This window comes from Allobacillus saliphilus (assembly GCF_018138385.1).
Taxonomy (GTDB): Bacteria; Bacillota; Bacilli; order Bacillales; family Alkalibacillaceae; genus Allobacillus; species Allobacillus saliphilus.
Genome location: NZ_JAGSIE010000016.1, coordinates 1 through 22,861 on the forward strand (window position 1 = coordinate 1; position 22,861 = coordinate 22,861).

A 22,861-nucleotide genomic window follows, 5' to 3' on the forward strand; every position below is an offset into this window, starting at 1 on the left:
TGGAGTGTTGATACGAAGTATCAAGTCGAACGAATTAACCAGCTCATAAGAGGGTGGGTTAATTATTTTAAGATAGGTTACATGAAGAATGTTCTTAAACGAATCGACTCCCACACAAGAATGCGTCTAAGAATGTGTATTTGGACGAAATGGAAAACACCAAAGAACCGAAGAAAGAATCTGATTAAACTGGGTATGAGCAAATATAATGCCTACATGAATAGCTATACGAGTAAGGGTGCAGTCCGCATCGCTTATTCGTGGATTCTTACTTCTACTATGACAGATAAAAGATTAGCCGGGTTTGGGCTATTCTCCGGTGTACAACACTATATGAAATTACATGCCTAATATAAAATTGAACCGCCGTATACGGAACCGTACGTACGGTGGTGTGAGAGGTCGGAGGTTAACTACCTCCTCCTACTCGATTTGTGATTGCAGAAAGTGCGTCTCGACGCACTTTTCATGTATCCGGCAGCGGATTTGGTCGTTGAGAACTCGTCTCGATGCACTTTTCACGTATCCGGTAGTCCATTCGGTCGTCGAGAAGCCGTCTCATTGCACTTTTCACGTATCCGGTAGTCCATTCGGTCGTCGAGAAGCCGTCTCGATGCACTTTTCATGTATCCGGTAGTCCATTCGGTCGTCGAGAATCCGTCTCGATGCACTTTTCACGTATCCGGTAGTCCATTCGGTCGTTGAGAGCTCGTCTCGAAACACTTTTCAACTATCCAACAGTCCATTCGATCGTCGAGATCGTGTATCAACGACTTAGCGCATGTTCCGCAGCATTCATCCCAGCAACATGGCCGGTTGAAAAGGCTGCGGTTATATTAAATCCACCTGTGTAGCCGTGAATATCTAAAATCTCTCCACAAAAATAGAGCCCGTCCATAAATTTCGAAGCCATTTGATTCGGAACAATTTCTTTTAACGAAACGCCGCCACCGGTAATGAATGCTTTTTCGATGGAAAGTGTCCCGTTCACTTTTATCTGAAAATGCTTGAGTTCTTGCGCTAACTCCATAACTTTTTTCTTTTCCAGATGGTGATAGGTCGTATCCGGATTCAAAGCGATCCGGTCTAAAATAAATAATAAAAATCGTTCTGGTAATAACGGTTTCCAAACAGATTTAACAGCTTTGTTCGGTGATTCTTTTGCCATTTTTGTTAGTCGATCAAGGAGTTGGTTTTCATGTTCATCAGGGAAACTATCAATCTCAACAATCAATTCATCGACCTCAAATTTTTTCAAAGCTTTAACGACGAATTGACTTAATCGTAAAGCTGCTGGTCCAGAGATGCCTTGATGGGTAAAAAGAAGGTCCCAACGATGTGTTTTAATTGGTTTTCCATTTGGCTTTAAGGCAGTGATTGCGACATCTCTCAAGGAAATACCCTGTAAAGTACGATTGCGGATAAATGGTTCCTTAGAAGTCATAGGAACTTCTGTCGGATACAATTCGGTAATCGTATGTCCGGCTGTTTTGGCCCATGCATAGCCATCGCCTTCACTTCCGGTTTTCGGAACAGATTTTCCGCCGGCCGCAATAATGACAGATTTCGTTGCTACTTTTTCTTTTCCTGGTAAAATAATCTCGTGGAGCTCATTTCCATAATGAATCGCTTCGACGCGTGTGTTCAATCGTTTCTCTACATGATGACGATCCAATTCACGCAACAACGTTTGCACGACTGTTTGGGCGGAATCACTGACGGGAAACATGCGTCCTTTATCTTCTTCTTTCAATGCGACGCCAAGGTTTTCAAAAAAGTCGATGATTGCTTGATTGTCGAAAATTGAAAACGCACTATATAAAAAAAGTCCATTTCCGGGAATATGGTCGATGAGTTCTTTATCAGGAAGCACATTCGTCACGTTACAGCGACCGCCGCCACTGATGGCCAGCTTTCTTCCGAGTTTGCTTCCTTTTTCAATAATTAGGGTATTTGCGCCATTTTTCGCAGCAGTATGGGCTGCCATCAACCCAGATGGTCCACCGCCAATGACGACGACATCATATGTCAAATTGGTTCAAGCCTTTCTTTTTGTAATGTTATCTTAAATAGTATGATAAAATAAAACTGTTACAATGAACAATAATTTGTAGGTGAAATTATGTCGAAACCAAATATATTACGGGGCACCATGATGTTAACGAGTGCCAATTTTTTGTCGAAAATCCTGGGAGTCATATACGTGATCCCTTTTTACATGCTCGTCGGTGATGTTGGCGGGACATTATTTAATTACGGATACATACCATACATGATTTTTATCAGTATATCGACGATGGGGATTCCCCTTGCAATGTCGAAGTTTGTATCGAAGTATCATGCGCTTGGCGATTATGCAACGAAAGAAGCGATGTATCGAACAGGTCTCACCATAATGATTGGGACTGGTTTTTTTGCGTTTGCGCTCATGTTTTTAAGTGCAGATTGGTTAGCGGGAATCATTATACCAAATGAGGAATTTGCGAATTCACAGGATGATGTTGCTTTTGTCATTCAAATGGTCAGTTTTGCTTTGTTGGTCATTCCTGCCATGAGTATAACCCGTGGATATTTTCAAGGCCATAACTCGATGGGGCCGACAGCGGTGTCCGTCGTCGTAGAGCAAATTGCACGAATCATTTTCCTTTTAGGTGCCACATATATTGTAATTAAAGTTATGAATGGTTCACTGACAACAGCTGTTGGGATGGCGACCTTCTCTGCTTTAATCGGTGCGATTGCTTCGAGTATTGTACTTCTATGGTTTTATCGAAAACGAAAACCGCTGATTGATCGAGAGCTGGAAAATACTCCAATTGAACCGTCGATTTCGAAAAAGAAAATGGTTCTTGAGTTATTATCCTATGCTGGTCCTTTCGTATTAGTGGGTGTCGCAATCCCACTTTATCAATTAATTGACACGCTTACGTTTAACCGAGCGATGGCAGTAGCAGGCCTAGGCGATGTATCTGAACAATTTTTGTCAGTAATCTCTCTTTATGGACACAAAATAGTTGTTATACCGATTACCATTGCAACCGGTCTTGCTTTGGCATCCTTGCCTGCGGTAACACAAGCATTTACGCAAAATGATGCCAATACGTACCACAAATATTTACAGCAAACGGTTTTGACTGTCTTTTTATTCATTTTTCCGGCAGTTGTCGGCATTATGGTATTGGCGGAGCCGTTATATGGAACATTTTATTCACCAGAAGCGGCTCAAGATTTTGCTGCACCGCTGTTGGCCTATTATGCACCGGCAGCATTATTTTTCGGTTTATTTACAGTAACAGCGTCTATTTTACAAGGGATTAATCGTCAAAACTTTACTGTTGTTAGTTTGTTAACTGGATTGGTAATTAAGGGGAGTGCCAACGTACCGATGATCATTTGGCTCGGCCCAGAAGGTGCAGTGTTTGCGACCATATTGGCGGCACTTGCAGCTAGTAGTTTGAACTTATGGAAAATCCAACGAGTTACCCAGTTTAATCATAAAAAAATGTTTAAGAAAATTTTGCTCATCGTCATCTTAAGTGCCATCATGGCGTTAATCGTATTCCTTGTAAATTACACGATTGGATTTGTGTTTGGTCCAGAAGCTACAAAATTGAAGCATGTCACTCAGCTTCTTGTATCCGTCGTCATTGGTATGTACGCCTACTTCTGGATGGCTTATAAAACAACGTTGCTTGAACGTTTGCTAGGTACGAAAGTTAAGCGTTTCTCGAAATTTTTCATTTAGGAGAATGTATGATGCGTTTGGATAAGTTACTGGCGAATCAAGGTTTTGGATCTCGAAAAGATGTAAAAAAGTTAGCCAAAAAGGGCCAGGTTTTACTGGATGGTAAGCCTGTCAAAGACCTTGCGACCCATGTCAATCCGTATACAGCTGATTTAGTCGTTGGTGGTAAGGCGGTACACTATCAAAAATATGTTTATTTAATGTTGAATAAGCCAGCAGGTGTGATTTCAGCAACAGAGGATGTGAAAGAAAAATGTGTGACCGATTTGATTGGTGATGAGTTTAAACCTTATCATTTATTTCCAGTCGGTCGGTTAGATAAAAATACGACGGGTTTATTGCTGTTAACGAATGACGGGCAATTAGCCCATCAACTGACTTCACCGAATTATCAGGCTGAAAAAGTATATGAGGCTGATATTCTCGGTAAAGTGACGGAAGAAGACGTAAAGGCATTTGAACAAGGCGTAACTCTCGATGATGGTTATGTGACGAAACCGGCAAAGCTTTCGATCATTCGTTCCTTTGATGAGCGTTCTTATATTGAGGTTTCTGTAATTGAAGGTAAATTTCATCAAATTAAGCGAATGTTCCTTGCAGTAGGCAAAAAAGTGCTTCACCTTCATCGTAGGTCAATGAAAGGGTTGGAGCTTGATACATCGTTAACACCGGGTGCCTACCGTGAGTTATCTGAAGAAGAATTAGATTTACTGAGAAGTTAAAATAAAGATGATTTTTGTCGGAGTTTGTAGTAAAATAATCTTAATATTCTAATAAAAATGGAAAGAGAGTGACGAATGTTGCCAGAAGACCCCCATTATTTTATTGGATTTCCTGTATCAGCGCTTGTAGAAGAACAGTTAGAAAAATGGCAGGAGATCCTTTCACCGTATGTGAACTACCGGAAATGGTTAAACCCAGAGGATTTTCATATTACGCTCAAGTTTTTAGGGAGTGTCAGTGACGAACAGTTGTGGCAAGTAAAAGAGCGTTTGGCGAATATATCGATCCCTCATGACCTTATGTTACATATTACCGGAGTGAATTTTTTCGGAAAAGAAGACCAACCACGTGTCATGTATGCTGATATAGCGCACACTGAATCGCTGCTCGCGTTACAGAAAGTCGTTGAGCAAGAGATGGTGTCGATTGGGTTTGATGTCGAGCGTCGTCCGTACCGGCCACATATTACACTCGCTAAAAAGTGGCTCAAGGATAAGAAATACTTTTCAGCTGATCGTTTAACCGAAAAGCTTGATATGGAGAAGTCGATTGATTTTCCAGTAAATCAATTGATTTTGTATACCGTCAAACGAGGACAAAACAACAAAAGCTATGAACCGGTGGCTGTTTATCCAGATTTGAACATAGTAAATAAAACATGGGATGAAGAAGATGGGGCAATTAATTAAACTTCAAGATCATATATCACGGTATGAGACAGATATGTTTCATTACCCTGGCCAATTTATTCGATTGAAAAATGATCGATACAATCGTTTGAAAGAACAGTGGCAGGAACAATTAGCAGAACAGTTGGTTGTTGATGAAGTGGAAACTTCTGAGAATAAACCCTTTTTTCGAAAATTGTTGTCTCAAAAAGAAGAGACAGAAGAGCAGGAACCAACTGTTGAGTTGCCTGAGACAGAAGAAGCGTTGAAGCAATGGTTTTTGGATCAATTAATGGATTTCCAATTACGGTGGGCATCAGGAACAATAAAAGAAATTTCTTATCCTGACGCTTCGCTTCGAAAAAATGAACAACTAAAATACTTTTTACAACGATTCCCAGATAGTTACTTGTTAATGTACCAACCGTTGTTTTTGATTAAAAAAGCTTTGATTGAAGGCGGCATTTTGTTAATAACTCCGCTAGAAATAGTATGTATTTCCTTTTTAGATTCAGAAGATTCTTCTGTCATTTATGAACCAATAGATGAACGAAGATGGTTGAAGAAAACGGAAAAGATGGAGCAAACGATCCTAAATCCGATGCTTCAATTAAATCGGATTGAAAAGACGGTCAAAAGTCTATTAGACTATCATGACATCCAATTTCCAGTCAAAAAAACATTGATCGCCAAGAATGCTTCTATCCATTCCATTCAAGCTCATCTAAACACAGATTTCATTGATAAGCATGTCTATGATCAATGGTTTACTAAACATCGCTCTGGAAGAACGCCATTAAAATACCAACAATTAAAAGTTGCAGAAGCATTGCTTTCCCACACACAAACGACGTCATTCAACCGGCCAGAGTGGGACGAGGCGGATAATGATTTTATGCAGCAACCGGGAGACTGATCAATGCATGTATTTATAATTAATCCGACGGCTGGCAAAGGAAAAGGGCAAAAGATTGTTGAAGAATTCTTAACAGAGCATCCGCAGTTGAAAAAAAGTTGTAAAACCTTCCATACAAAATATGAAGGTCATGCAACTTCATTAGCTGAGCAAATCGCGGCGATGCATCATGAACGAATGAAACAAATAATTGTCGTAGGAGGGGATGGAACGTTTTATGAGGTGTTAAACGGGCTAAAGGATTATCCGACTATCCCTTTAGCTTTTGTCCCAGTTGGCTCTGGTAACGACCTTGCCAGAGGATTGGAAACACCGTTGAACCCTAAACGCCAACTCAACGCATTGTTTTCTAGGATGAAAGGAAAACCTTATTGGTTTGGTACTTATCGAACAGATTTAGCGGCGAAGAATAGATTAAAACTTTTTGCTTCTACAATAGGCTTTGGGTTTGATGCGGAAATTACTGAACGAGTGAATGCATCACGTTATAAACGGTTATTAAATAAGCTGCACTTATCATTTTTAATTTATATCATTGGTATTTTAGCAACATTAATTTCCTTTCAACCAAAGACGTTTGAAGCAATAATTGATAAGAAGACCTACCGATTCGAAAATGTTTGGTTGATCACTTTGAGTAACCATCCTTACTTCGGTGGAGGCATGAAAATTGCTCCAAAAGCAAAGAACAATCAACACCATTTCTCTATAACGGTTGTACATAATATTTCTAAAATCAAATTATTGTTCTTATTTCTATCGATCTTTGTCGGAAAACATACAACGTTTAAAGAAGTAGAAGAACTGACCGGTTCACGGATTGAAATTAATTCGAGAAAAGAATTATCCTATCAAGCAGATGGCGTTACAGGGCGCTGCTATCGGTGTTTAATCGAAAAAGAGGATCGTTCAAGAATGATAAAAAGAAAATAAAGTTTTAATTATCCCTTGAAATGTTTGTCGATAATGCGTTAATCTAATTAGGCAGATAAAAATAAATCGACAACTTATGACGTAATCTTTAGGTCGGGGGATTATCCGTGTCCCTGGACTTTTTCAATTTTTACTAGATAAATAGATTGAAGGACGAAAAGTGGTGAAATGATGGAACAAATTCTCGGTTCTGACTGGTTGATTTCTCCCGCTGGAGGAACATCAGGCGAGGCCTTTATTGCCGAAAAAGAGAATAATAAGCTGTTTTTGAAGCGAAATTCAAATCCGTTTATCGCAATTTTATCCGCAGAAGGTATTGTGCCAAAACTCATGTGGACAAAAAGATTGTCAAACGGTGATGTGATAACAGCACAAAAGTGGATGGAAGGTCGCGAGCTCACTCGTCCGGAAATGCAAAATGAAGAGGTTGTTGGTTTATTGAGTAAGATTCACCATTCGAGTGAAATACTAGATTTATTTATGCGAATGGGGAAAAAACCGGTAAGTCCATCAGCATACTTAATACAGTTAATGAATAAGTGCAAAAAGCATGGCATGGTGGAAAATGAATCAATCTCTCAAGCAACGAGATACTTATCACGTTACGCTCACGAAATTGACACTGAAAAGAAAGTTGTTTGTCATTCAGATATGTTCCATGAAAATTGGCTTAAAGGAGAAGACGACCACCTTTACTTAATTGATTGGGACCAAGCAATCATCGCTGACCCAGCACTCGACTTGAGTATGTTTTTGAGGGTGTATGTTCCGAGAAATCAGTGGAATGAATGGCTACAGCTATATGGCTTGGAAGAAACCAATGACTTGCTAGCACGCATGAACTGGTACTTAGTTGCCCAAACAATTTCATATATCCTTTGGCATATTGATCGAAAAGAAACAGAAAAAGTTAATCAGTGGATGCAATTTTTACAGGAACAGCAATTTATCTATCGAAAATATTAAAAATGTCTATGAGTCTATTGAGCTCGTAGACATTTTTTGTTGATGGAGGTTATATGAACAGTTGGCTAGCGCTTATCGGCAGTCAGCCAGCATTTATCTTCAGTTAGGTAGCGCTTATCAGCAGTCAGCAGCAATCCATCCGCAGTCAAAACCTAACTAAATCTACCAAATTATCTTTCTCTTTCAAAAGCATAATGATAAGATAGCAGTTGAGGTGAAAGAGATGAGAGTTCGAAATAAGCCCTGGGCAGAAGATTATATTAAGCAACATGATGGTATCGTAGTCCTCGATCCTTCTCAAAATAAAGGAAAATGGAAACGAGTGTTTTCACATACGAATCGACCTGTTCACTTAGAAATTGGAAGTGGACGTGGTGGATTTATTCAAGGTATGGGAGCTAAAAACCCAGATATTAATTTTATCGGAATGGAAGTTCAGAAGAATGTCGTCGTGTCAGCCATTGATCGGGTTAAAGAAGCTGATGTTGAAAATGTTCGACTCCTTCATGAAAATGCCGATCATCTAAGTGATATTTTTGAAGAAAATGAATTAGAAACAATTTATCTCAATTTTTCAGATCCATGGCCGAAGAACCGCCATGAAAAAAGACGGTTGACGCATCAATCATTTCTGTCACAGTATCAACGGATTTTAAAGCCGGACGGGAAGATTGTTATGAAAACTGATAATCAGCATCTTTTTGAATATTCGCTTGTCAGTTTCTCACAGTTTGGCTTAAGGTTAGAAGAAGTCACCTTGGATTTGCATGCAACAGAAGACCCTACAAATGTGATGACAGAGTATGAAGAGAAATTTACGAATAAAGGTCAACCAATTTATCGTTGTATCATTAGTAATCATAAATAGGGAGTGAATCCAAAGATGGAACAGTTAACTGTAGGAAGAGCGACATTGACTTGGTTAAATGGTGGTGTGACACATCTTGACGGTGGTGCGATGTTTGGTGTTGTTCCCAAGCCACTGTGGTCAAAAATGTACCCAGTGAATGACAAAAACCAAATTGAATTACGCTCGGATGTAATTCTTCTTGAGATCGATCATCGTAAAATCTTGATTGAATCGGGTTTAGGAAAAGATAAATTTACAGATAAACAAAAGAGAAATTTTGGCCTATTAGAAGAGTCGGCTGTGGAGGAGTCTTTAGCTGAAAAAGGGTTGAAGCCAGAGGATATTGATACGATTTTAATGACTCATCTTCATTTTGACCATGCTTGTGGTTTGTCAAAGTATGAGGAAGATACACTTGTTTCAGCATTTCCAAATGCAACGATTTATACAACTGAAACGGAGTGGCATGAAATGCGTCATCCGAATATGCGATCAAAAAATACGTATTGGAAAGAAAATTGGGAACCTATTCAAGAACAAGTGAAAACGTTTAAAGAAGAGGTTGAGATTGTTCCTGGGTTAACGATGCATCACACAGGTGGTCATAGTGATGGTCACGCCGTAATTAAGTTTCGTGATGGTGATGAGGGATTTTATCATATGGCCGATATTATGCCGACGCATGCCCATCAAAATCCACTATGGGTATTAGCATATGATGATTACCCAGTAACGAGTGTCCATGCGAAGAAGGCATTACAAGAAGAAGCTATTCCATCTAATTATTGGTTCACATTTTATCATGATGCCTATTATCGGGCGATTAAGTTTGATGAAGATCGAAATATTGTAAAAGAAGTAAAACGAGAACGGTATGAATATAAATAAATTTAAACGATTACCAGCTAGTAAAAAATACTAGCTGGTTTTTTTAAAAGAATTAGTGATCGTTAAATAAATTATGGTAAAATTTATATAATTTAATTACTGGGCTTCGTATTTGAAGAATGGAGGTATTTATTTTGCGATGGCATTCATCAAAAAAATATTTTTAAAGAAAAGAATAATTCTTTTTATTAGTGTGGCAGTACTATTTTTATTATTACACTCAACACCAAATACAGCTTTAAGAACAAAAGTATTCTTTATGGGGTATCCTAAAGCAGCTTTAACGTCACCTATTATTGATGATGTTTATCACAATGAAGTAGATAAGGATCAATTCGCTGAGATGAATGCTAAAGCATATACGCTAACAAAACCACCAATTGAAAAAGCAACTCAGGGTGAGTTGAGGAACTATGTTGTGAAGAGACTTGGATTTATATATTTTGCTGAATACTATGGTGAAGGATAAGTCTTTACCCGACGTCTAGCTACTGCTATTTACATAAGCACGATACCTTGGTTGATTAATCAGGCTTTCGCAATCATCTTATATATCATCTTTCTAACTATGACATTGTTTATATTTAAAAAAGTAAAAAATAAAAGTGCTTCTTAACTCAAAAGTTGAAGAAACACAGTTTACGAATGCAATAACTATAAAAGAGGTGCGAACTGCACCTCTTTTTCATTTTCCAAAGCTCGATTTTATCGCTAATTATTAATTAACTTGTCCAGTTGATAAAATTTCCCCATTTTTAGCATTCACTTTAAATTGATACTGTGAAGTGACGCCATCAATGTTTCTGGAGATCCCACCGCGATAAATGGTATACGTTTCTCCATCTTTTTCAAAAGGTTCTTTTTGCATCATAATCCATGAACCACTAATCGGTCCATCTTCTTTATACATTTCTTTGACTCGGTTCAGAGCTACTTCAGGGATTAACCATTGATCTTTGACTTTTTTACCGATGACAGCTCCTGCAATCAAACCGACCGCTGCTGGAGCTACAAGTTTATACCATTTCATGTCATTCACTCCATCCGTCTTGTATAGAATCTACCACTCATTATATATGTTCTTTCATAAAAATTAAACAGTTTGAAAGGAAAGTGCAAGAAGAATGGAAAGAAAGTGTATTTTCCGTTAAAATAAAGAGTGGGTAAAAATATAAACGGGGGTGTACATATGGAACAAGAAACGAAAGATTTATTTAAGACGTTGACTGAACTTGCAGGGCCACCAGGATTCGAACATGATGTACGAAGTTTCATGCGACAAGAGTTGGAGAAATATTCGGATGAAATTGTCCAAGACCGACTTGGTGGTCTGTTTGGTGTTCGTAAAGGGGAAGGACCACGAGTAATGGTCGCCGGTCACATGGATGAAGTTGGTTTCATGGTTACTCAAATAACGAAAAACGGAATGCTTCGCTTTCAACCGTTAGGTGGCTGGTGGAACCAAGTCATGCTTGCACAACGTGTTGAAATCATGACGGACAACGGTCCAATTCCAGGTGTAATTGGTTCAATTCCTCCTCATAATCTAACGCAAGAACAGCGTAGCAAGCCAATGGAAATAAAAAATATGATGATCGATATCGGTGCAGATGATGAAGCGGATGCTAAGAAAATTGGTGTGAAGCCAGGTCAGGCAGTTGTACCGGTTTGCCCGTTTACACCGATGGCAAATGAGAAAAAGATTATGGCAAAAGCATGGGATAACCGTTATGGTTGTGGTTTGTCGATTGAGTTATTGAAGGAGCTACAAGGAGAAACATTAAATCACCAGCTTTATTCGGGTGCAACTGTGCAAGAAGAAGTCGGTTTACGCGGTGCACAAGTTGCAGCAAACATGATTAATCCAGATATTTTCTTTGCATTGGACGCATCTCCGGCAAACGATATGTCCGGAGACGATAAGGAATTCGGCCAATTAGGAAAAGGGGCATTGCTACGAATTTTCGACAGAACGATGGTTACTCATCGAGGAATGCGTGAATTTGTCTTGGATACAGCGGAATCAAATGATATTCCATATCAGTATTTTATTTCGCAAGGTGGAACAGATGCGGGGCGAGTGCATACATCGAATGAGGGCGTTCCGTCTGCGGTAATCGGAATTTGTTCACGTTATATCCATACAAGCTCATCGATTGTTCATATTGAAGATTATCAGGCTGCACGTGAGCTATTAGTCAAACTAATTAAATCTGTCGACCAAACGACAATTGATACGATCCGTCAAAATGGTTAAAAATGAATTAAACAAAAAATGAGTTTCTGTAGGAAAGATGTATCCAACTTTGTAGGGGAGATTAGCAGACTGAGTGTTCCGAGTACATCACCGGATAAAAAAGGGCTTAGTTGAGTTCCTAACGTTCGGTATATGAGGAGCTCAATAAGCCGCCCCTGAAAAGTGATGCGTTTCAGAAGCAGCTAAAGAGCATTGTAAATAAAGCTATCACTTATTATTTATAATAATATTCAAGAACTTGAATCGCTTGGTCAATTGTTTCCACAGTGACATGAGCTTTATTGGAAAGTTCTTTCAGTGGATGGACCAAGTTTTCAGGACGAATGAGGATTAATGGTTTACCTAAACCGATTGCAATGCCTGCGTCCATCGCTGTGTTCCATTGCTTATAGGAATCACCAAAAAGAGCAATGACTGCGTCAGCATTTTTAAGCATAATTTCCGTACGGAAGTTATTGATTCCCGAAGCGGCATCGTCATGAACAACTTTGTTCGGTTGCTCACCAAGAACTTTTTCACCGATGTCATCGGATAAATCGTGTTCTTCTTGTGGGCCTGTGAATTCAATTTGTAGGTTCTTTTCGATGGCTTTGGCCTTTAATTGTTTGCGCCAATCATCATGGATTTGGCCGGCTAAATATACAGATAGTGTCATAAGTACTCCTCCAATCCTTTTTATATTTATATTGGATGGTTTACAGCTAGATGTCAACTTACATACTAATTTTACGGAGGATGCTAAAATGATCGACAAAAAGATATTATGGATGGTTGTTGTATTGGGTTTATTGATGGTAGCTGCATGTTCGCCTTCTGAAGAAGAGGCTTATAGCGATGCAAAAAGTAAAGTGAAAGAAGCGGTTCTAGCCGATCAGGTCAAAGAGTCAAATAAGGAATTGGAAAACTTCTCATTGTATATACCTGAAGACATGAACATCATCGAACAAGGTCCTACAAATGTCATTTTCCAAGAAGGTGACCAGCCTTATGTACTTTTCATTAATGAGTTTGAAGAACCGAATAGTCAATATTTATATAATCAATTACCAGAAGAGGATGAAGTTTATTTAAGTACAATCGAAACGACGGATGCTTTTTCTTATATACTCATTCAGAAACGTGAAGAGAATGAGTATGAGTTATCTGTCGGAATCGGCGGAATTAAAATGACAACGATGACGGACTTAGATCATTTATCAGATGAATCAAAACGGATGATTAAAATTATTCGTTCGATTGAAGAGAAGCAATAAGACAAAGTAGCGAAGGGGAAACAACGTGAAATCATTTTTGAAAAAGAAAGGCATTGAACCATCTTTTCAAAATTACGCCATTAAAGCGTTAAGCTTCATGGCATCAGGATTATTTGCTTCATTGATTATAGGTGTAATTTTTAAAACATTAGGTGATGAAGTTCCGAATATACCCGCTTTTTTTAGCACTATCGGGGACTTTGCCATCCAACCAATTGTATATGGAGGAGCTGTAGGTGTTGCCATTGCACATGGACTACGCGCTCCCTCTTTAGTCTTGTATAGTGCACTTTTTGCTGGAGCCTATGGCGCAATGGAAGGCGGTCCGGCTGGCAGTTTCATTGCAGCATTAGTTGCGATAGAGCTAGGTAAACTCATTAGTGGTGAAACGAAAATCGATATCGTCCTTACACCTTTTTTTACAATTTTAGTTGGATATTTAATGGGTTCATTTGTTGGTCCTTACATATCCTCTGCACTCATTGGATTCGGAGAAATTATTGTCTGGGCAACAGATTTACAACCATTTCTGATGGGGGCAATCATTGCAGCTTTAATGGGATTAGCATTGACAGCGCCAATCTCAAGCGTTGCGATTGCGATCATGCTTGATTTAGAAGGACTTGCTGCAGGGGCTGCGACGATTGGATGTGTTTCTCAAATGGTCGGGTTTGCCGTCGGTAGTTTTCGAGAAAATGGATTCGGTGGTTTGATCTCTCAAGGATTAGGTACATCAATGCTCCAAATCGGAAACATTGTGCGAAAGCCTATTTTATTGTTACCACCGACATTGACAGGTCTCATACTAGGTCCAGTTGCAACCGTATGGTTACAGTTAGAAAATAACGCATATGGAGCAGGTATGGGGACAAGTGGACTTGTTGGACCGATTATGACTTTAGATACGATGGGTTACCAAGTGGAAACGTTCGTGATGATGTTGGTTTTTTATTTGTTCGTACCTGCCATTTTAAGTCTTTTAATGTTTGAATGGATGCGCAAAAAAGGATATATCTCTCCAGGTGATTTGAAGCTAGATATAAGTTAGATTAAACAAAACGTTATCGTCTTTCGCCAGTATATTATATGATAGGGAAGGAACCGACGAAGGAGGCTAACCATATGAGTATGACGAGCATCGAAATGAAACGCAAACTTCGCGAGCGTTTTTCAGAAGAACATTGGCAAACTCATTTTGATCGCGATAAAGATACATTCCGCATCGAATGGAAGGATACAGAGCAAGGAGTTACAATCTCTCTTCCAGGATTAATCTCCAAATGGGAAAACCGGAAAGAGAAAGCGTTGGATGAAATTGAAGCTCATATACGTGAAGCATTACGGATTATGAGTGAAGAGCAGCAGTTAGAAGGAAAAGAAAATCAAATCTTTCCTGTTATTCGTTCAGGTTCTTTCCCGAAAGAGTCAAAAGCTGGGGAGAAGCTGATCTATACAGATCACACTGCTGAGACGAGAATTTACTATGCCCTTGATTTAGGCAAATCATATAAATTAATAGATGAAAATATGCTTGAGCGAGAAAACTGGGAAGAACAGCGCGTGAAAGAGATTGCTTCATTTAACGTGCGAAAATTATCGACCGAAATGAAGCAAGATGATGTGGCAGGAAATACATTTTACTTCTTGTCTTCTAAAGATGGATATGACGCGAGTCGAATTTTAAATGAAGCGTTACTGGAAGAAATGCGCGCGAACACAACTGGAGAGTTGGCTGTCGGCGTACCAAATCAAGATGTTTTGCTTTTTGCTGATATTCATAATGAGATGGGATACGATATTTTAGCTCAAATGATGATGCAATTCTTTGCTGAGGGACAAATCCCAATTACTTCCTTGCCTTTCTTATATGAAGACAAGCATTTGGAACCTATTTTCATTTTAGCGCAAAAGAAACCAAAACGAGATAAGGAGTAGAACAACATGCAAATCATCTATAATCAACAAGGAATTGGAGACGTCCTGATCGTTACATTGGATCAAAAAAATACCGAAATCACATCTATTTCATCAGGGGACGTAACTGAAATTAAAGAAAAAGAATCAGGCGAAGTTGTTGGTTACAATATTTTTCAAGCTTCAAAGCATATTAACATTCCAGAGACTCATCCAATTATGCCTACGGATGATTTGATTGGAAAAGTCGGACAAGTTATTGAATCGGAAGGTTTTACCCATAACTTAAACGAAGTTGATCGCACACCGAAGTTCGTTGTCGGTAAAGTTGAAGAAATGAGTGATCACTCGGATGCTTCGAAATTAAATGTATGCCAAGTAAATGTAGGGGATCAACAACATCAAATCGTATGTGGTGCACCAAATGTTGATGCAGGACAGAAAGTAGTTGTCGCTTTACCAGGGGCAATCATGCCAAACGGGATGAAAATTGTTCCTTCACAGCTGCGAGGCGTAGATTCACATGGCATGATTTGCTCTGCAAAAGAATTGAATTTACCAAACGCCAGCCAAGAGAAAGGTATTCTTGTTTTGAATGATGAACGAACTGTTGGAGAGGCGTTTTTCCAATAAGGGGATAAGGAAAAAAACTTATAACCAACAATGAGATATACTAGAGGCTTTTCTATTTAGAAAAGAAGTTGAAGTGCATGTAATTTATCGTTATGATGATTGTATTCATGGACTCAATCAAGGAAAGAAGGAGTATACGGATGAAGGAATTCGGTTTGAAGCAACAAGGGAAAATTGCGCGCTTAACCAATGAAACTTTTAAATTTGATGAACGAATCGGTGAAGGTTGGTTTTCCGCTGTTTACTTCTTAAAAACGACAAAAATCGCTGAAAAGTATATGAATGGAAGCGAAGTTGTCATGCAATATTTCCAAAAGAAACATGCAGTCCTTTGTGGGACGGATGAAGCCATTGCTTTAATTCATAACTTTGCTAAAAATCCGCAAGACTTAGAAATTCACGCCTTGGAAGATGGCGATAAAATTGAACCATATGAGAGTGTACTAACCATCAAAGGAAGATATCAAGATTTTGGTTATCTTGAAGGATTAATTGATGGAGTGCTCGGACGAAGAACTTCCGTTGCAACGAATGTGTATGAAGTTGTGAGTGCTGCGAAATCTAGTGGAAAGAAAAAAGACGTCATTTTCATGGGAGATCGTGATGATCATTTTACACAGCAACCGGGTGACGGTTATGCTGCGTATATCGGTGGGTCCACAGCTCAAGCGACACATGCGATGAATGAATGGTGGGGCAAAGAAGGTATGGGAACAATGCCTCACGCATTAATTCAGATGTTTTCTGGTGATTTAGTTCGTGCGTGTGAAGCATATCGTGAAACATTTCCCGATGACGACCTCGTTGCTCTAGTGGATTATAATAATGACGTCATTACTGATGCTTTAAAAGTGGCACGTCATTTCGGTGATGAATTGGCGGGTGTCCGGTTAGATACATCAGGAAACATGGTGGATAAATATTTCTTTAGAAATCAACATCTAATGGGTCCATTTGATCCGAGAGGTGTAAATAAGGAGCTTATTTTTGCATTAAGGAATGCATTGGATGATGAAGGTTATCATCATGTAAAAATCATGGCGAGTGGTGGATTCAACAAAGAAAAAATTAAGCGTTTTGAAGAAGCAGAAGTGCCAGTTGATATGTATGGCGTCGGTAATAATTTATTGAAAGTAAATATCGGGTTCACCGGTGACAATGTCATGTTAGACGGTAAACATGAAGCGAAACAAGGAAGAAAGTATCAACCAAATCAACGTTTAAAGAAAGTGAATTATCCAGTGAATGGATAAGTTATAGATAATGCTGAGAAAGAAATGAACACCCGAGCGATTTAAATTCAAATTAAATCGCTCGGGTTTTCTGTTTGACTGGCGCTTCGCTTGTACTCAAAGGATATAAGGAGACATCTGTGATAAATCGCAGTGTTTTCTATACAGCATTTTGAAATTTATCACGTATTGAAGTTAGATAATCAATAGGTTAACTCTTGCAAGGGAGAAACAACTTCAATAGTTAGCAGCCGAACTTCAACAGTCTGGAGTCAAACTTCAGCAGTCGGCAGCCGAAGTTCAGCAGTCAGCGGTCGAAGTTCAGCAGTGAGCAGTCAGCGGCCAAACATCAGCAGTCATCAATCGAACTTCAATAGTCATGCGTCCGCATCTGCTAGGATTGACCGACCACAAGCTTTGGCGTGTTTTGAATCCTCTTCATATTTAAATATTCGCCTTTTTTATCAACATTTTTCATTAATTTCAGTTAGTAAAATTAGAGTTGATCTCCATTAATGATTTGGTGAATAAGTGTATTTACGATCAAAACCGATATAGTTTCTGAGTAAATAATCATGGAAAAAGAACTCCCCAACTGCCAGTACAACAGAGGCGATGATCGCTCCACCAGCTAAGGTTCCTATTCCTAGACTGCTGATTCCCATACTGAGTAGCCAAATGACAAGAAATGCTATTCCTATATCGCTCAATGAAGCAATTACATTATTCGTTTTTGGTAAGATGTATAGGTCACCAACTAAATACGAAATAACGGCGAGAGCGATTGTAGTGATTAGGACATTTGTGAGTGACATACCGAACATAAGCCCTAAAACTAATAAAACGATCACGAATGTCACGAGGCTTTTAATAGCAAGTACTTTTCCGTGTACCATGTCAATCCTCCTTTAAATGTACGATTTTAAGGGTATATTTACATGGTTCTTTCTGTCTATATCATACTTTTTCCCTTTGTAAATTAGATTAAACGTTCTAGTCTTAATGATATTTAGTGGATAAAGTTATATTTTCTGATATAATGAGAAAAGCAAAAAAAGAGCTATTAGCATATAATGACAACAGAAGCTTAACGGAGGTTCGATTGAATGTCGGTATACCATTTTATAGGGATTAAAGGTACAGGTATGAGTGCCCTCGCACAAATCCTCCATGACTCAGGTAAACAAGTGCAAGGATCAGATATTGATCAAGAAATTTTTACACAAAAAGCTTTGGAAGAAAGAAACATTTCCATTTTACCTTTCTCTGAAGATAATATTCAAAAAGATCAAATTATTATTGCAGGTAATGCGTTTGATGATAATCATGAAGAAATTGCGAAAGCGAAAGAATTGAAGCTACCATTTTATCGTTACCATGAATTTTTAGGTGAATGGCTTTCAAATTATACAAGTATTGGTGTCACAGGTGTTCATGGAAAAACATCTACTACCGGACTACTTGCACATACGCTAGGCAAGAATGTGCCTACATCTTATTTAATCGGTGATGGAACAGGATATGGCCTAGAAAACAGTCAGAACTTTGTTTTCGAAGCATGTGAGTATCGTCGTCATTTCTTGGCATATAAACCAGATTATTTAATTATGACAAATATTGATTTTGATCATCCGGATTATTTTAAAGATATTGACGATGTTTTCGATGCCTTTCAAGCCATGGCATTGAACGTTAAACAAGGAATCATCGCATGTGGAGACGATGATCTTCTTAAACAAATTTATGCAAATGTACCCGTTGTCTATTATGGACTTTCGGAAGAGAACGACTTTCAAGCAAAAAATATTCATGAGACAGATGAAGGTACGTCATTTGAAGTGTATGTAAGAAATACGTATTATGACACATTCGTTGTACCGCAATATGGTACACATGCTGTATTAAATGCGCTTAGTGTCATTGCGCTTTGTCACTATGAGAATTTCAATGCTGAAGAAATCAAAGTGATGAAGGACTTTGGTGGCGTCAAAAGAAGATTTACGGAAACACCGTGGAATTTTGATCAAGTTTTAATTGATGACTATGCTCACCATCCAACAGAAATTAAAGCAACGATTGATTCCGCACGAAAAAAGTATCATGATAAAGAAGTAGTTGCTGTTTTCCAACCACATACATTTACGCGCACGAAGCAATTTTTAGAAGAATTTGCAGAGTCTTTATCGCTAGCTGATCACGTTTATCTCTGTGATATTTTCGGTTCAGCACGAGAAGCAGATGGATCGCTACAAATTGAAGATCTTCAAGATCGAATTGAAGGCGCTAAAATTGTTTCGGAGGAAGATATTGAAATACTGAAAGAGCATCCGAACAGTGTAATTTTGTTTATGGGTGCAGGTGACATTCAAAAGTATGAAGAAAAATATAAACAACTAACGTAATAAAAGCTGTTGTCCGCTGACTGAGTCAGAAGGCAACAGCTTTTTATGTGTAGTAGATTACTTCAGGTTTTCAGGATTTAAAACTTCTAATTCTGGAATGACGAAGCGGCCATTTTTTCTGACAAGCTCGCCATCAAAATACATTTCTCCACCGCCATAGTCTTCACGCTGAATATGAACCATATCCCAGTGGATAGCAGAATCATTACCATTATAAGCATCATCGTATGCTTGTCCTGGAGTGAAGTGGAAGCTACCATCTATTTTTTCATCAAATAAAATATCTGCCATTGGATGCTGGATAAACGGGTTGATACCAATCGCAAATTCACCGATATAGCGGGCGCCTTCATCTGTATTAAAAATTTCATTGATTCGCTCGGAATCATTGGCAGTCGCTTCAATGATTTTGCCATCTTTAAATGTTAAAGAAACATTTTGGAATGTAAACCCTTGATAAGGTGAAGGGGTGTTGTAAGTCAATGTACCATTCACCGAGTCTTTGACAGGTGCTGTATAAACTTCACCATCCGGAAGATTCATTTCACCCGCACATTTAATTTTCGGAATGTCTTTGATCGAAAACGTTAAATCCGTTCCCGGTCCAGTAATGTGTACTTGATCCGTGTTGTTCATTTTTTCCACTAGTGCATCCATCGCTTGGCTCATTTTACTATAATCGAGTGTACATACATTGAAGTAGAAGTCTTCAAATGCTTCTGTACTCATTTCAGCAAGCTGCGCCATCGATTCATTCGGATAACGTAACACACACCATTTTGTTTTCGGCACCCGGATGTTTCGATGCACATTACCGACAGTTTCGCCGTATAATTTGTTTTTATCGGATGGTATGTCTGAAAGTTCATTAATATTATCGCCTGAACGGATCGCAATATAGGCGTCCATCTCTTCCATTACTGTCGACTCGTATTTTTCCCAAGCTTGCAGCTGTTCTTTTGAAGCACCTCTGAGAAGAGAACGATGAATTTTAGGCTCTTTTAAATTGACGAACGGTTGTCCGCCAGCTTGATAAGCTTCATCAATAATTGCAGATACGAGTTCTTGCTGTATTCCTGTATTTTCGATGAGCAACTTTTCGCCGGGTTGTAGTTTAACGGAATAATTAATAAGTAATTCTGCCAAGCGGTTGATTCGTGGATCTTTCATATGTAATCCTCCTCGTATGTGTTGAAGTTTGAATAGTTTTATTTTAGCATATAAAGAGAAAACTTTGTTTTGAATGTGTTTGATTCACTATACTAATGGGTATAGTTAGTATAGAATAAAAATGGAAGGTGTGTTTGTAGTGAACTTACTACATATTGCAGCATTAATTGCAGCAGTAGCGTTTCTTGTTTTGGTTATTTTCTTGGCAAAAACATTGATGTCCGTATCCAAAACATTGGACAATGTTTCTACAACGTTAGAAAGTGTTGAGAAACAAATGCAAGGAATTAGTGAAGAGACAACATTGTTATTACAGAAAACGAATTATTTAGCAGATGATATTTCAGAAAAAACAGCGAAGACGACTGTTTTGTTCGATGGTATTAAAGGAATTGGACAAACAGTGAATGAATTTAATCATTCTTTGCAACAACTGTCTAGAGAAGTACAACAACAAGCTGGTGAACAGGCGCCTCAAGCTTCCCAAGCAATGAAATGGGGAGAAGCTGCCATTCACCTTTGGAAAAGCTACAAAGGAAAGAAATAAGTAGACAAAAAAGAGGAGGAATTCTATATGTCAAACGAAAATCAAAACAATGGTGGAATGAACGGGAAAGATTTTGTAATCGGCACATTACTTGGAGGAATTATCGGTGCATCTGTTGCACTTCTATACGCTCCGAAAGCTGGTAAAGACTTAAGAGAAGACATTAACACTGGAGCTGGCCAAGTTCGCGAACGTGCTTCTGAGTGGAAGAACACTGCTTACGATAAAGGAAACGAATTATACGAACGCGCGCAAGAGTCTAGCAAAAATTTAGGTGAAAAGATCAAGCAGAAAAAAGATGATATTCAAGAGCGTGTTGACTATTTACGCAGTGAAAATAAAGAGCAAGGTCAAGAAATTGCTGAAGATGTCGCTGAAGCGATTGAAGAAGCTGCTGATGAAATGGAACGTCAAGAAGCAGATATGAACTTCAAAAACTCACAAAACTAATGAGCGGTAAGCCACTCCTTTTCGGGGTGGTTTTTTTGTTAGCGAGAGTTTTGCTGTAACAATCAATTGAACTCGCTAACCGTTCAAATGTGTGCGCTGATCGTTCAAACGGCCATGGTTAACCGTTTAAATGCTTGCGCTATCCGTTCAAATGATTGCCTTAACCATTCAAACAAACGCCGTTCAACTTAGCACAAGCGTGAATAGAGATTTTCATCTATCAGTTTGGTAAAATAGATGAGTAAAAGAGATTATAAGGAGGAACATACGAGATGTCTTATAAAGTTTTATCATCAGAGACAGAATTGAACGAAGTATTGGAAAAGGACTCATTTTTGTTATTTAAACATAGTCTGACATGTCCAGTCAGTGCAGATGCAAAAGAAGAATTCGAGAAATTCACTAGCGACAACACAATACCTGCTTATATGATTCATGTGCAGGAAAGCCGTGAGTTATCTAATCAGGTTGCTGAACATTATGATATTAAACATGAGTCTCCACAGTTGTTCTATGTGAAAGACGGTGCAGTCAAATATCATAACTCTCATTGGCACATAAAATACGATACGTTGAAAGATGTTGTAAAATAAATTCAAAACCCGAACCAAAAATAAACCTGCCTACCGCATCACATGGATGAAAGTAGAGCAGGTTTATTTTAACGGTCCTTGTTTTTCTTTTTAATTTCTTGTAGATCATTTAAACGCTGGGGATCGGCTTCAAAATATTCTACTAAATCCCCAATACGAACGATGGTATCCCATTTTAGATGATGTTCAATACCTTCGACTTCTTCATAAATGGAATCTTCTTCCGCACCGATTATATGTAAGAAATCTTCTAATAGTTTATGACGGTATAATAATTTTTCTCCAAATGTTCTACCTTTATCCGTCAAAGCTAATCCTCTGTATCTTTCATAGACGACATACTCTCTTTCATCAAGCTTTTTCACCATTTTTGTGACCGAAGAGGGGAGGACGTCTAAGTGTTCAGCAATGTCTGAAACTCTGGCATAGCCTTTTTGTTCTTTCAGTAGATAAATTGTTTCGATATAGTCTTCCATGCTCGGTGTCGCCATGAAACAACCCCCATAATTGTTCTTAATTATATTTTAGCAGACTTCATCACTTTTCAAAAGGAAGTTGAGTTTTCGGATATGAGACATTACTTTAGGAATATTTCGACTTGATGAGGTTGTAAACAGGTGACCTTAATGCTAGTCGATTGCGCCGAATTTCGATATAATTGTATACTTAACTAAATTAAATGTATCATAAAACCGTTTTTCTACAACAACATTTGGAGGCA

The 22,861-nt window shown here is 38.6% G+C and carries 26 protein-coding genes; 20 read left to right on the forward strand and 6 right to left on the reverse strand.

Going from position 1 to position 22,861, the window contains the following annotated elements; all coding sequences use genetic code 11:
- The coding region (locus tag KC820_RS06145) for a group II intron maturase-specific domain-containing protein (RefSeq protein ID WP_272874467.1) at positions 1-351 on the forward strand (351 nt) is incomplete at its 5' end.
- A 415-nt stretch (positions 352-766) separates the two neighbouring features.
- Here the strand turns inward: KC820_RS06145 and KC820_RS06150 are convergent.
- The gene (locus KC820_RS06150) at positions 767-2,032 is read right to left on the reverse strand and encodes a BaiN/RdsA family NAD(P)/FAD-dependent oxidoreductase (RefSeq protein ID WP_212369298.1); all 1,266 of its coding nucleotides are present in this window, start codon (positions 2,030-2,032) and stop codon (positions 767-769) included.
- Positions 2,033-2,122: 90 nt separating this feature from the next.
- Here KC820_RS06150 and KC820_RS06155 point away from each other — a divergent pair, with 90 nt between their 5' ends.
- From KC820_RS06155 to KC820_RS06195, 9 genes are all read left to right on the forward strand, one after another.
- The gene (locus tag KC820_RS06155; RefSeq protein WP_212369300.1) at positions 2,123-3,745 is read left to right on the forward strand and encodes a putative polysaccharide biosynthesis protein; all 1,623 of its coding nucleotides are present in this window, start codon (positions 2,123-2,125) and stop codon (positions 3,743-3,745) included.
- 8 nt (positions 3,746-3,753) lie between these two features.
- Positions 3,754-4,467 carry a pseudouridine synthase gene (locus tag KC820_RS06160; protein WP_212369302.1) on the forward strand — a complete coding sequence of 238 codons (714 nt, stop codon included), beginning with the start codon at positions 3,754-3,756 and terminating at the stop codon, positions 4,465-4,467.
- Between the two features lie 75 nt (positions 4,468-4,542).
- Entirely contained in the window at positions 4,543-5,157 is a 615-nt protein-coding gene (gene thpR / locus KC820_RS06165) for an RNA 2',3'-cyclic phosphodiesterase (protein ID WP_212369304.1), read from the forward strand.
- Positions 5,141-6,052, forward strand: a complete 912-nt coding sequence (locus tag KC820_RS06170; protein WP_212369306.1) for an NERD domain-containing protein — start codon at positions 5,141-5,143, stop codon at positions 6,050-6,052. The genes thpR and KC820_RS06170 overlap by 17 nt, the downstream gene beginning before the upstream one ends.
- Positions 6,053-6,055: 3 nt before the next feature.
- Positions 6,056-6,985: a diacylglycerol/lipid kinase family protein gene (locus KC820_RS06175; protein ID WP_212369308.1), complete on the forward strand. Its 930-nt coding sequence runs from the start codon at positions 6,056-6,058 to the stop codon at positions 6,983-6,985.
- A 171-nt stretch (positions 6,986-7,156) separates the two neighbouring features.
- Positions 7,157-7,951 carry a phosphotransferase family protein gene (locus KC820_RS06180; RefSeq protein WP_212369309.1) on the forward strand — a complete coding sequence of 265 codons (795 nt, stop codon included), beginning with the start codon at positions 7,157-7,159 and terminating at the stop codon, positions 7,949-7,951.
- A gap of 223 nt (positions 7,952-8,174) precedes the next feature.
- A complete protein-coding gene (trmB, locus tag KC820_RS06185) occupies positions 8,175-8,819 on the forward strand; it encodes a tRNA (guanosine(46)-N7)-methyltransferase TrmB (RefSeq protein ID WP_212369311.1) in 645 nt (214 codons plus the stop codon).
- A 15-nt stretch (positions 8,820-8,834) separates the two neighbouring features.
- Positions 8,835-9,689: a YtnP family quorum-quenching lactonase gene (locus KC820_RS06190; protein ID WP_212369314.1), complete on the forward strand. Its 855-nt coding sequence runs from the start codon at positions 8,835-8,837 to the stop codon at positions 9,687-9,689.
- 139 nt (positions 9,690-9,828) lie between these two features.
- Positions 9,829-10,158, forward strand: coding sequence for a hypothetical protein (locus KC820_RS06195; protein ID WP_212369317.1), 330 nt, complete (start codon positions 9,829-9,831; stop codon positions 10,156-10,158).
- Between the two features lie 249 nt (positions 10,159-10,407).
- Here KC820_RS06195 and KC820_RS06200 read toward each other — a convergent pair whose 3' ends face one another.
- Entirely contained in the window at positions 10,408-10,719 is a 312-nt protein-coding gene (locus KC820_RS06200; RefSeq protein WP_212369320.1) for a peptidase M4, read from the reverse strand.
- Between the two features lie 159 nt (positions 10,720-10,878).
- Here KC820_RS06200 and KC820_RS06205 point away from each other — a divergent pair, with 159 nt between their 5' ends.
- Complete coding sequence (locus KC820_RS06205) at positions 10,879-11,946, forward strand: M42 family metallopeptidase (RefSeq protein WP_212369323.1); 1,068 nt, start codon at positions 10,879-10,881, stop codon at positions 11,944-11,946.
- A 214-nt stretch (positions 11,947-12,160) separates the two neighbouring features.
- Here KC820_RS06205 and KC820_RS06210 read toward each other — a convergent pair whose 3' ends face one another.
- A complete protein-coding gene (locus KC820_RS06210) occupies positions 12,161-12,601 on the reverse strand; it encodes a YtoQ family protein (RefSeq protein WP_212369326.1) in 441 nt (146 codons plus the stop codon).
- Positions 12,602-12,689: 88 nt separating this feature from the next.
- Here KC820_RS06210 and KC820_RS06215 point away from each other — a divergent pair, with 88 nt between their 5' ends.
- The 5 genes from KC820_RS06215 (at position 12,690) to KC820_RS06235 (ending at position 16,999) form a co-directional block, all read left to right on the forward strand.
- Positions 12,690-13,199, forward strand: a complete 510-nt coding sequence (locus tag KC820_RS06215; protein ID WP_212369329.1) for a hypothetical protein — start codon at positions 12,690-12,692, stop codon at positions 13,197-13,199.
- Positions 13,200-13,224: 25 nt separating this feature from the next.
- Complete coding sequence (locus KC820_RS06220) at positions 13,225-14,247, forward strand: PTS sugar transporter subunit IIC (protein ID WP_212369331.1); 1,023 nt, start codon at positions 13,225-13,227, stop codon at positions 14,245-14,247.
- 74 nt (positions 14,248-14,321) lie between these two features.
- Entirely contained in the window at positions 14,322-15,134 is an 813-nt protein-coding gene (locus KC820_RS06225) for a DUF1444 domain-containing protein (protein WP_212369333.1), read from the forward strand.
- Positions 15,135-15,140: 6 nt separating this feature from the next.
- Entirely contained in the window at positions 15,141-15,746 is a 606-nt protein-coding gene (gene ytpR / locus KC820_RS06230) for a YtpR family tRNA-binding protein (RefSeq protein WP_212369335.1), read from the forward strand.
- 140 nt (positions 15,747-15,886) lie between these two features.
- Complete coding sequence (locus KC820_RS06235) at positions 15,887-16,999, forward strand: nicotinate phosphoribosyltransferase (RefSeq protein WP_212369337.1); 1,113 nt, start codon at positions 15,887-15,889, stop codon at positions 16,997-16,999.
- A gap of 491 nt (positions 17,000-17,490) precedes the next feature.
- Here KC820_RS06235 and KC820_RS06240 read toward each other — a convergent pair whose 3' ends face one another.
- Complete coding sequence (locus KC820_RS06240; RefSeq protein ID WP_212369339.1) at positions 17,491-17,874, reverse strand: DUF2512 family protein; 384 nt, start codon at positions 17,872-17,874, stop codon at positions 17,491-17,493.
- 210 nt (positions 17,875-18,084) lie between these two features.
- On the opposite strand from KC820_RS06240, the gene murC reads away from it, so the two are divergent.
- The gene (gene murC, locus KC820_RS06245; RefSeq protein ID WP_212369341.1) at positions 18,085-19,380 is read left to right on the forward strand and encodes a UDP-N-acetylmuramate--L-alanine ligase; all 1,296 of its coding nucleotides are present in this window, start codon (positions 18,085-18,087) and stop codon (positions 19,378-19,380) included.
- A 57-nt stretch (positions 19,381-19,437) separates the two neighbouring features.
- Here murC and KC820_RS06250 read toward each other — a convergent pair whose 3' ends face one another.
- Positions 19,438-20,550 (reverse strand): aminopeptidase, encoded by a 1,113-nt coding sequence (locus tag KC820_RS06250; RefSeq protein WP_212369343.1) that lies wholly within the window; start codon positions 20,548-20,550, stop codon positions 19,438-19,440.
- 139 nt (positions 20,551-20,689) lie between these two features.
- On the opposite strand from KC820_RS06250, the gene KC820_RS06255 reads away from it, so the two are divergent.
- The 3 genes from KC820_RS06255 (at position 20,690) to ytxJ (ending at position 22,140) form a co-directional block, all read left to right on the forward strand.
- Positions 20,690-21,097 carry a DUF948 domain-containing protein gene (locus KC820_RS06255; RefSeq protein ID WP_336511025.1) on the forward strand — a complete coding sequence of 136 codons (408 nt, stop codon included), beginning with the start codon at positions 20,690-20,692 and terminating at the stop codon, positions 21,095-21,097.
- Positions 21,098-21,124: 27 nt separating this feature from the next.
- Positions 21,125-21,547: a YtxH domain-containing protein gene (locus tag KC820_RS06260; protein WP_212369348.1), complete on the forward strand. Its 423-nt coding sequence runs from the start codon at positions 21,125-21,127 to the stop codon at positions 21,545-21,547.
- 272 nt (positions 21,548-21,819) lie between these two features.
- Positions 21,820-22,140 carry a bacillithiol system redox-active protein YtxJ gene (gene ytxJ, locus KC820_RS06265; RefSeq protein ID WP_212369351.1) on the forward strand — a complete coding sequence of 107 codons (321 nt, stop codon included), beginning with the start codon at positions 21,820-21,822 and terminating at the stop codon, positions 22,138-22,140.
- A 68-nt stretch (positions 22,141-22,208) separates the two neighbouring features.
- Here ytxJ and mntR read toward each other — a convergent pair whose 3' ends face one another.
- Complete coding sequence (gene mntR, locus KC820_RS06270) at positions 22,209-22,631, reverse strand: transcriptional regulator MntR (protein ID WP_212369354.1); 423 nt, start codon at positions 22,629-22,631, stop codon at positions 22,209-22,211.
- Positions 22,632-22,861 lie beyond the last annotated feature (230 nt).

Bases quoted from the DNA above. Each gene is read 5' to 3' on its own strand.
- KC820_RS06155 (WP_212369300.1), top strand. From the start codon at position 2,123: ATGTCGAAACCAAATATATTACGGGGCACCATGATGTTAACGAGTGCC.
- KC820_RS06160 (WP_212369302.1), top strand. From the start codon at position 3,754: ATGATGCGTTTGGATAAGTTACTGGCGAATCAAGGTTTTGGATCTCGA.
- thpR (WP_212369304.1), top strand. From the start codon at position 4,543: ATGTTGCCAGAAGACCCCCATTATTTTATTGGATTTCCTGTATCAGCG.
- KC820_RS06170 (WP_212369306.1), top strand. From the start codon at position 5,141: ATGGGGCAATTAATTAAACTTCAAGATCATATATCACGGTATGAGACA.
- KC820_RS06175 (WP_212369308.1), top strand. From the start codon at position 6,056: ATGCATGTATTTATAATTAATCCGACGGCTGGCAAAGGAAAAGGGCAA.
- KC820_RS06180 (WP_212369309.1), top strand. From the start codon at position 7,157: ATGGAACAAATTCTCGGTTCTGACTGGTTGATTTCTCCCGCTGGAGGA.
- trmB (WP_212369311.1), top strand. From the start codon at position 8,175: ATGAGAGTTCGAAATAAGCCCTGGGCAGAAGATTATATTAAGCAACAT.
- KC820_RS06190 (WP_212369314.1), top strand. From the start codon at position 8,835: ATGGAACAGTTAACTGTAGGAAGAGCGACATTGACTTGGTTAAATGGT.
- KC820_RS06195 (WP_212369317.1), top strand. From the start codon at position 9,829: ATGGCATTCATCAAAAAAATATTTTTAAAGAAAAGAATAATTCTTTTT.
- KC820_RS06200 (WP_212369320.1), bottom strand. From the start codon at position 10,719: ATGAAATGGTATAAACTTGTAGCTCCAGCAGCGGTCGGTTTGATTGCA.
- KC820_RS06205 (WP_212369323.1), top strand. From the start codon at position 10,879: ATGGAACAAGAAACGAAAGATTTATTTAAGACGTTGACTGAACTTGCA.
- KC820_RS06210 (WP_212369326.1), bottom strand. From the start codon at position 12,601: ATGACACTATCTGTATATTTAGCCGGCCAAATCCATGATGATTGGCGC.
- KC820_RS06215 (WP_212369329.1), top strand. From the start codon at position 12,690: ATGATCGACAAAAAGATATTATGGATGGTTGTTGTATTGGGTTTATTG.
- KC820_RS06225 (WP_212369333.1), top strand. From the start codon at position 14,322: ATGAGTATGACGAGCATCGAAATGAAACGCAAACTTCGCGAGCGTTTT.
- ytpR (WP_212369335.1), top strand. From the start codon at position 15,141: ATGCAAATCATCTATAATCAACAAGGAATTGGAGACGTCCTGATCGTT.
- KC820_RS06235 (WP_212369337.1), top strand. From the start codon at position 15,887: ATGAAGGAATTCGGTTTGAAGCAACAAGGGAAAATTGCGCGCTTAACC.
- KC820_RS06240 (WP_212369339.1), bottom strand. From the start codon at position 17,874: ATGGTACACGGAAAAGTACTTGCTATTAAAAGCCTCGTGACATTCGTG.
- murC (WP_212369341.1), top strand. From the start codon at position 18,085: ATGTCGGTATACCATTTTATAGGGATTAAAGGTACAGGTATGAGTGCC.
- KC820_RS06250 (WP_212369343.1), bottom strand. From the start codon at position 20,550: ATGAAAGATCCACGAATCAACCGCTTGGCAGAATTACTTATTAATTAT.
- KC820_RS06260 (WP_212369348.1), top strand. From the start codon at position 21,125: ATGTCAAACGAAAATCAAAACAATGGTGGAATGAACGGGAAAGATTTT.
- ytxJ (WP_212369351.1), top strand. From the start codon at position 21,820: ATGTCTTATAAAGTTTTATCATCAGAGACAGAATTGAACGAAGTATTG.
- mntR (WP_212369354.1), bottom strand. From the start codon at position 22,631: ATGGCGACACCGAGCATGGAAGACTATATCGAAACAATTTATCTACTG.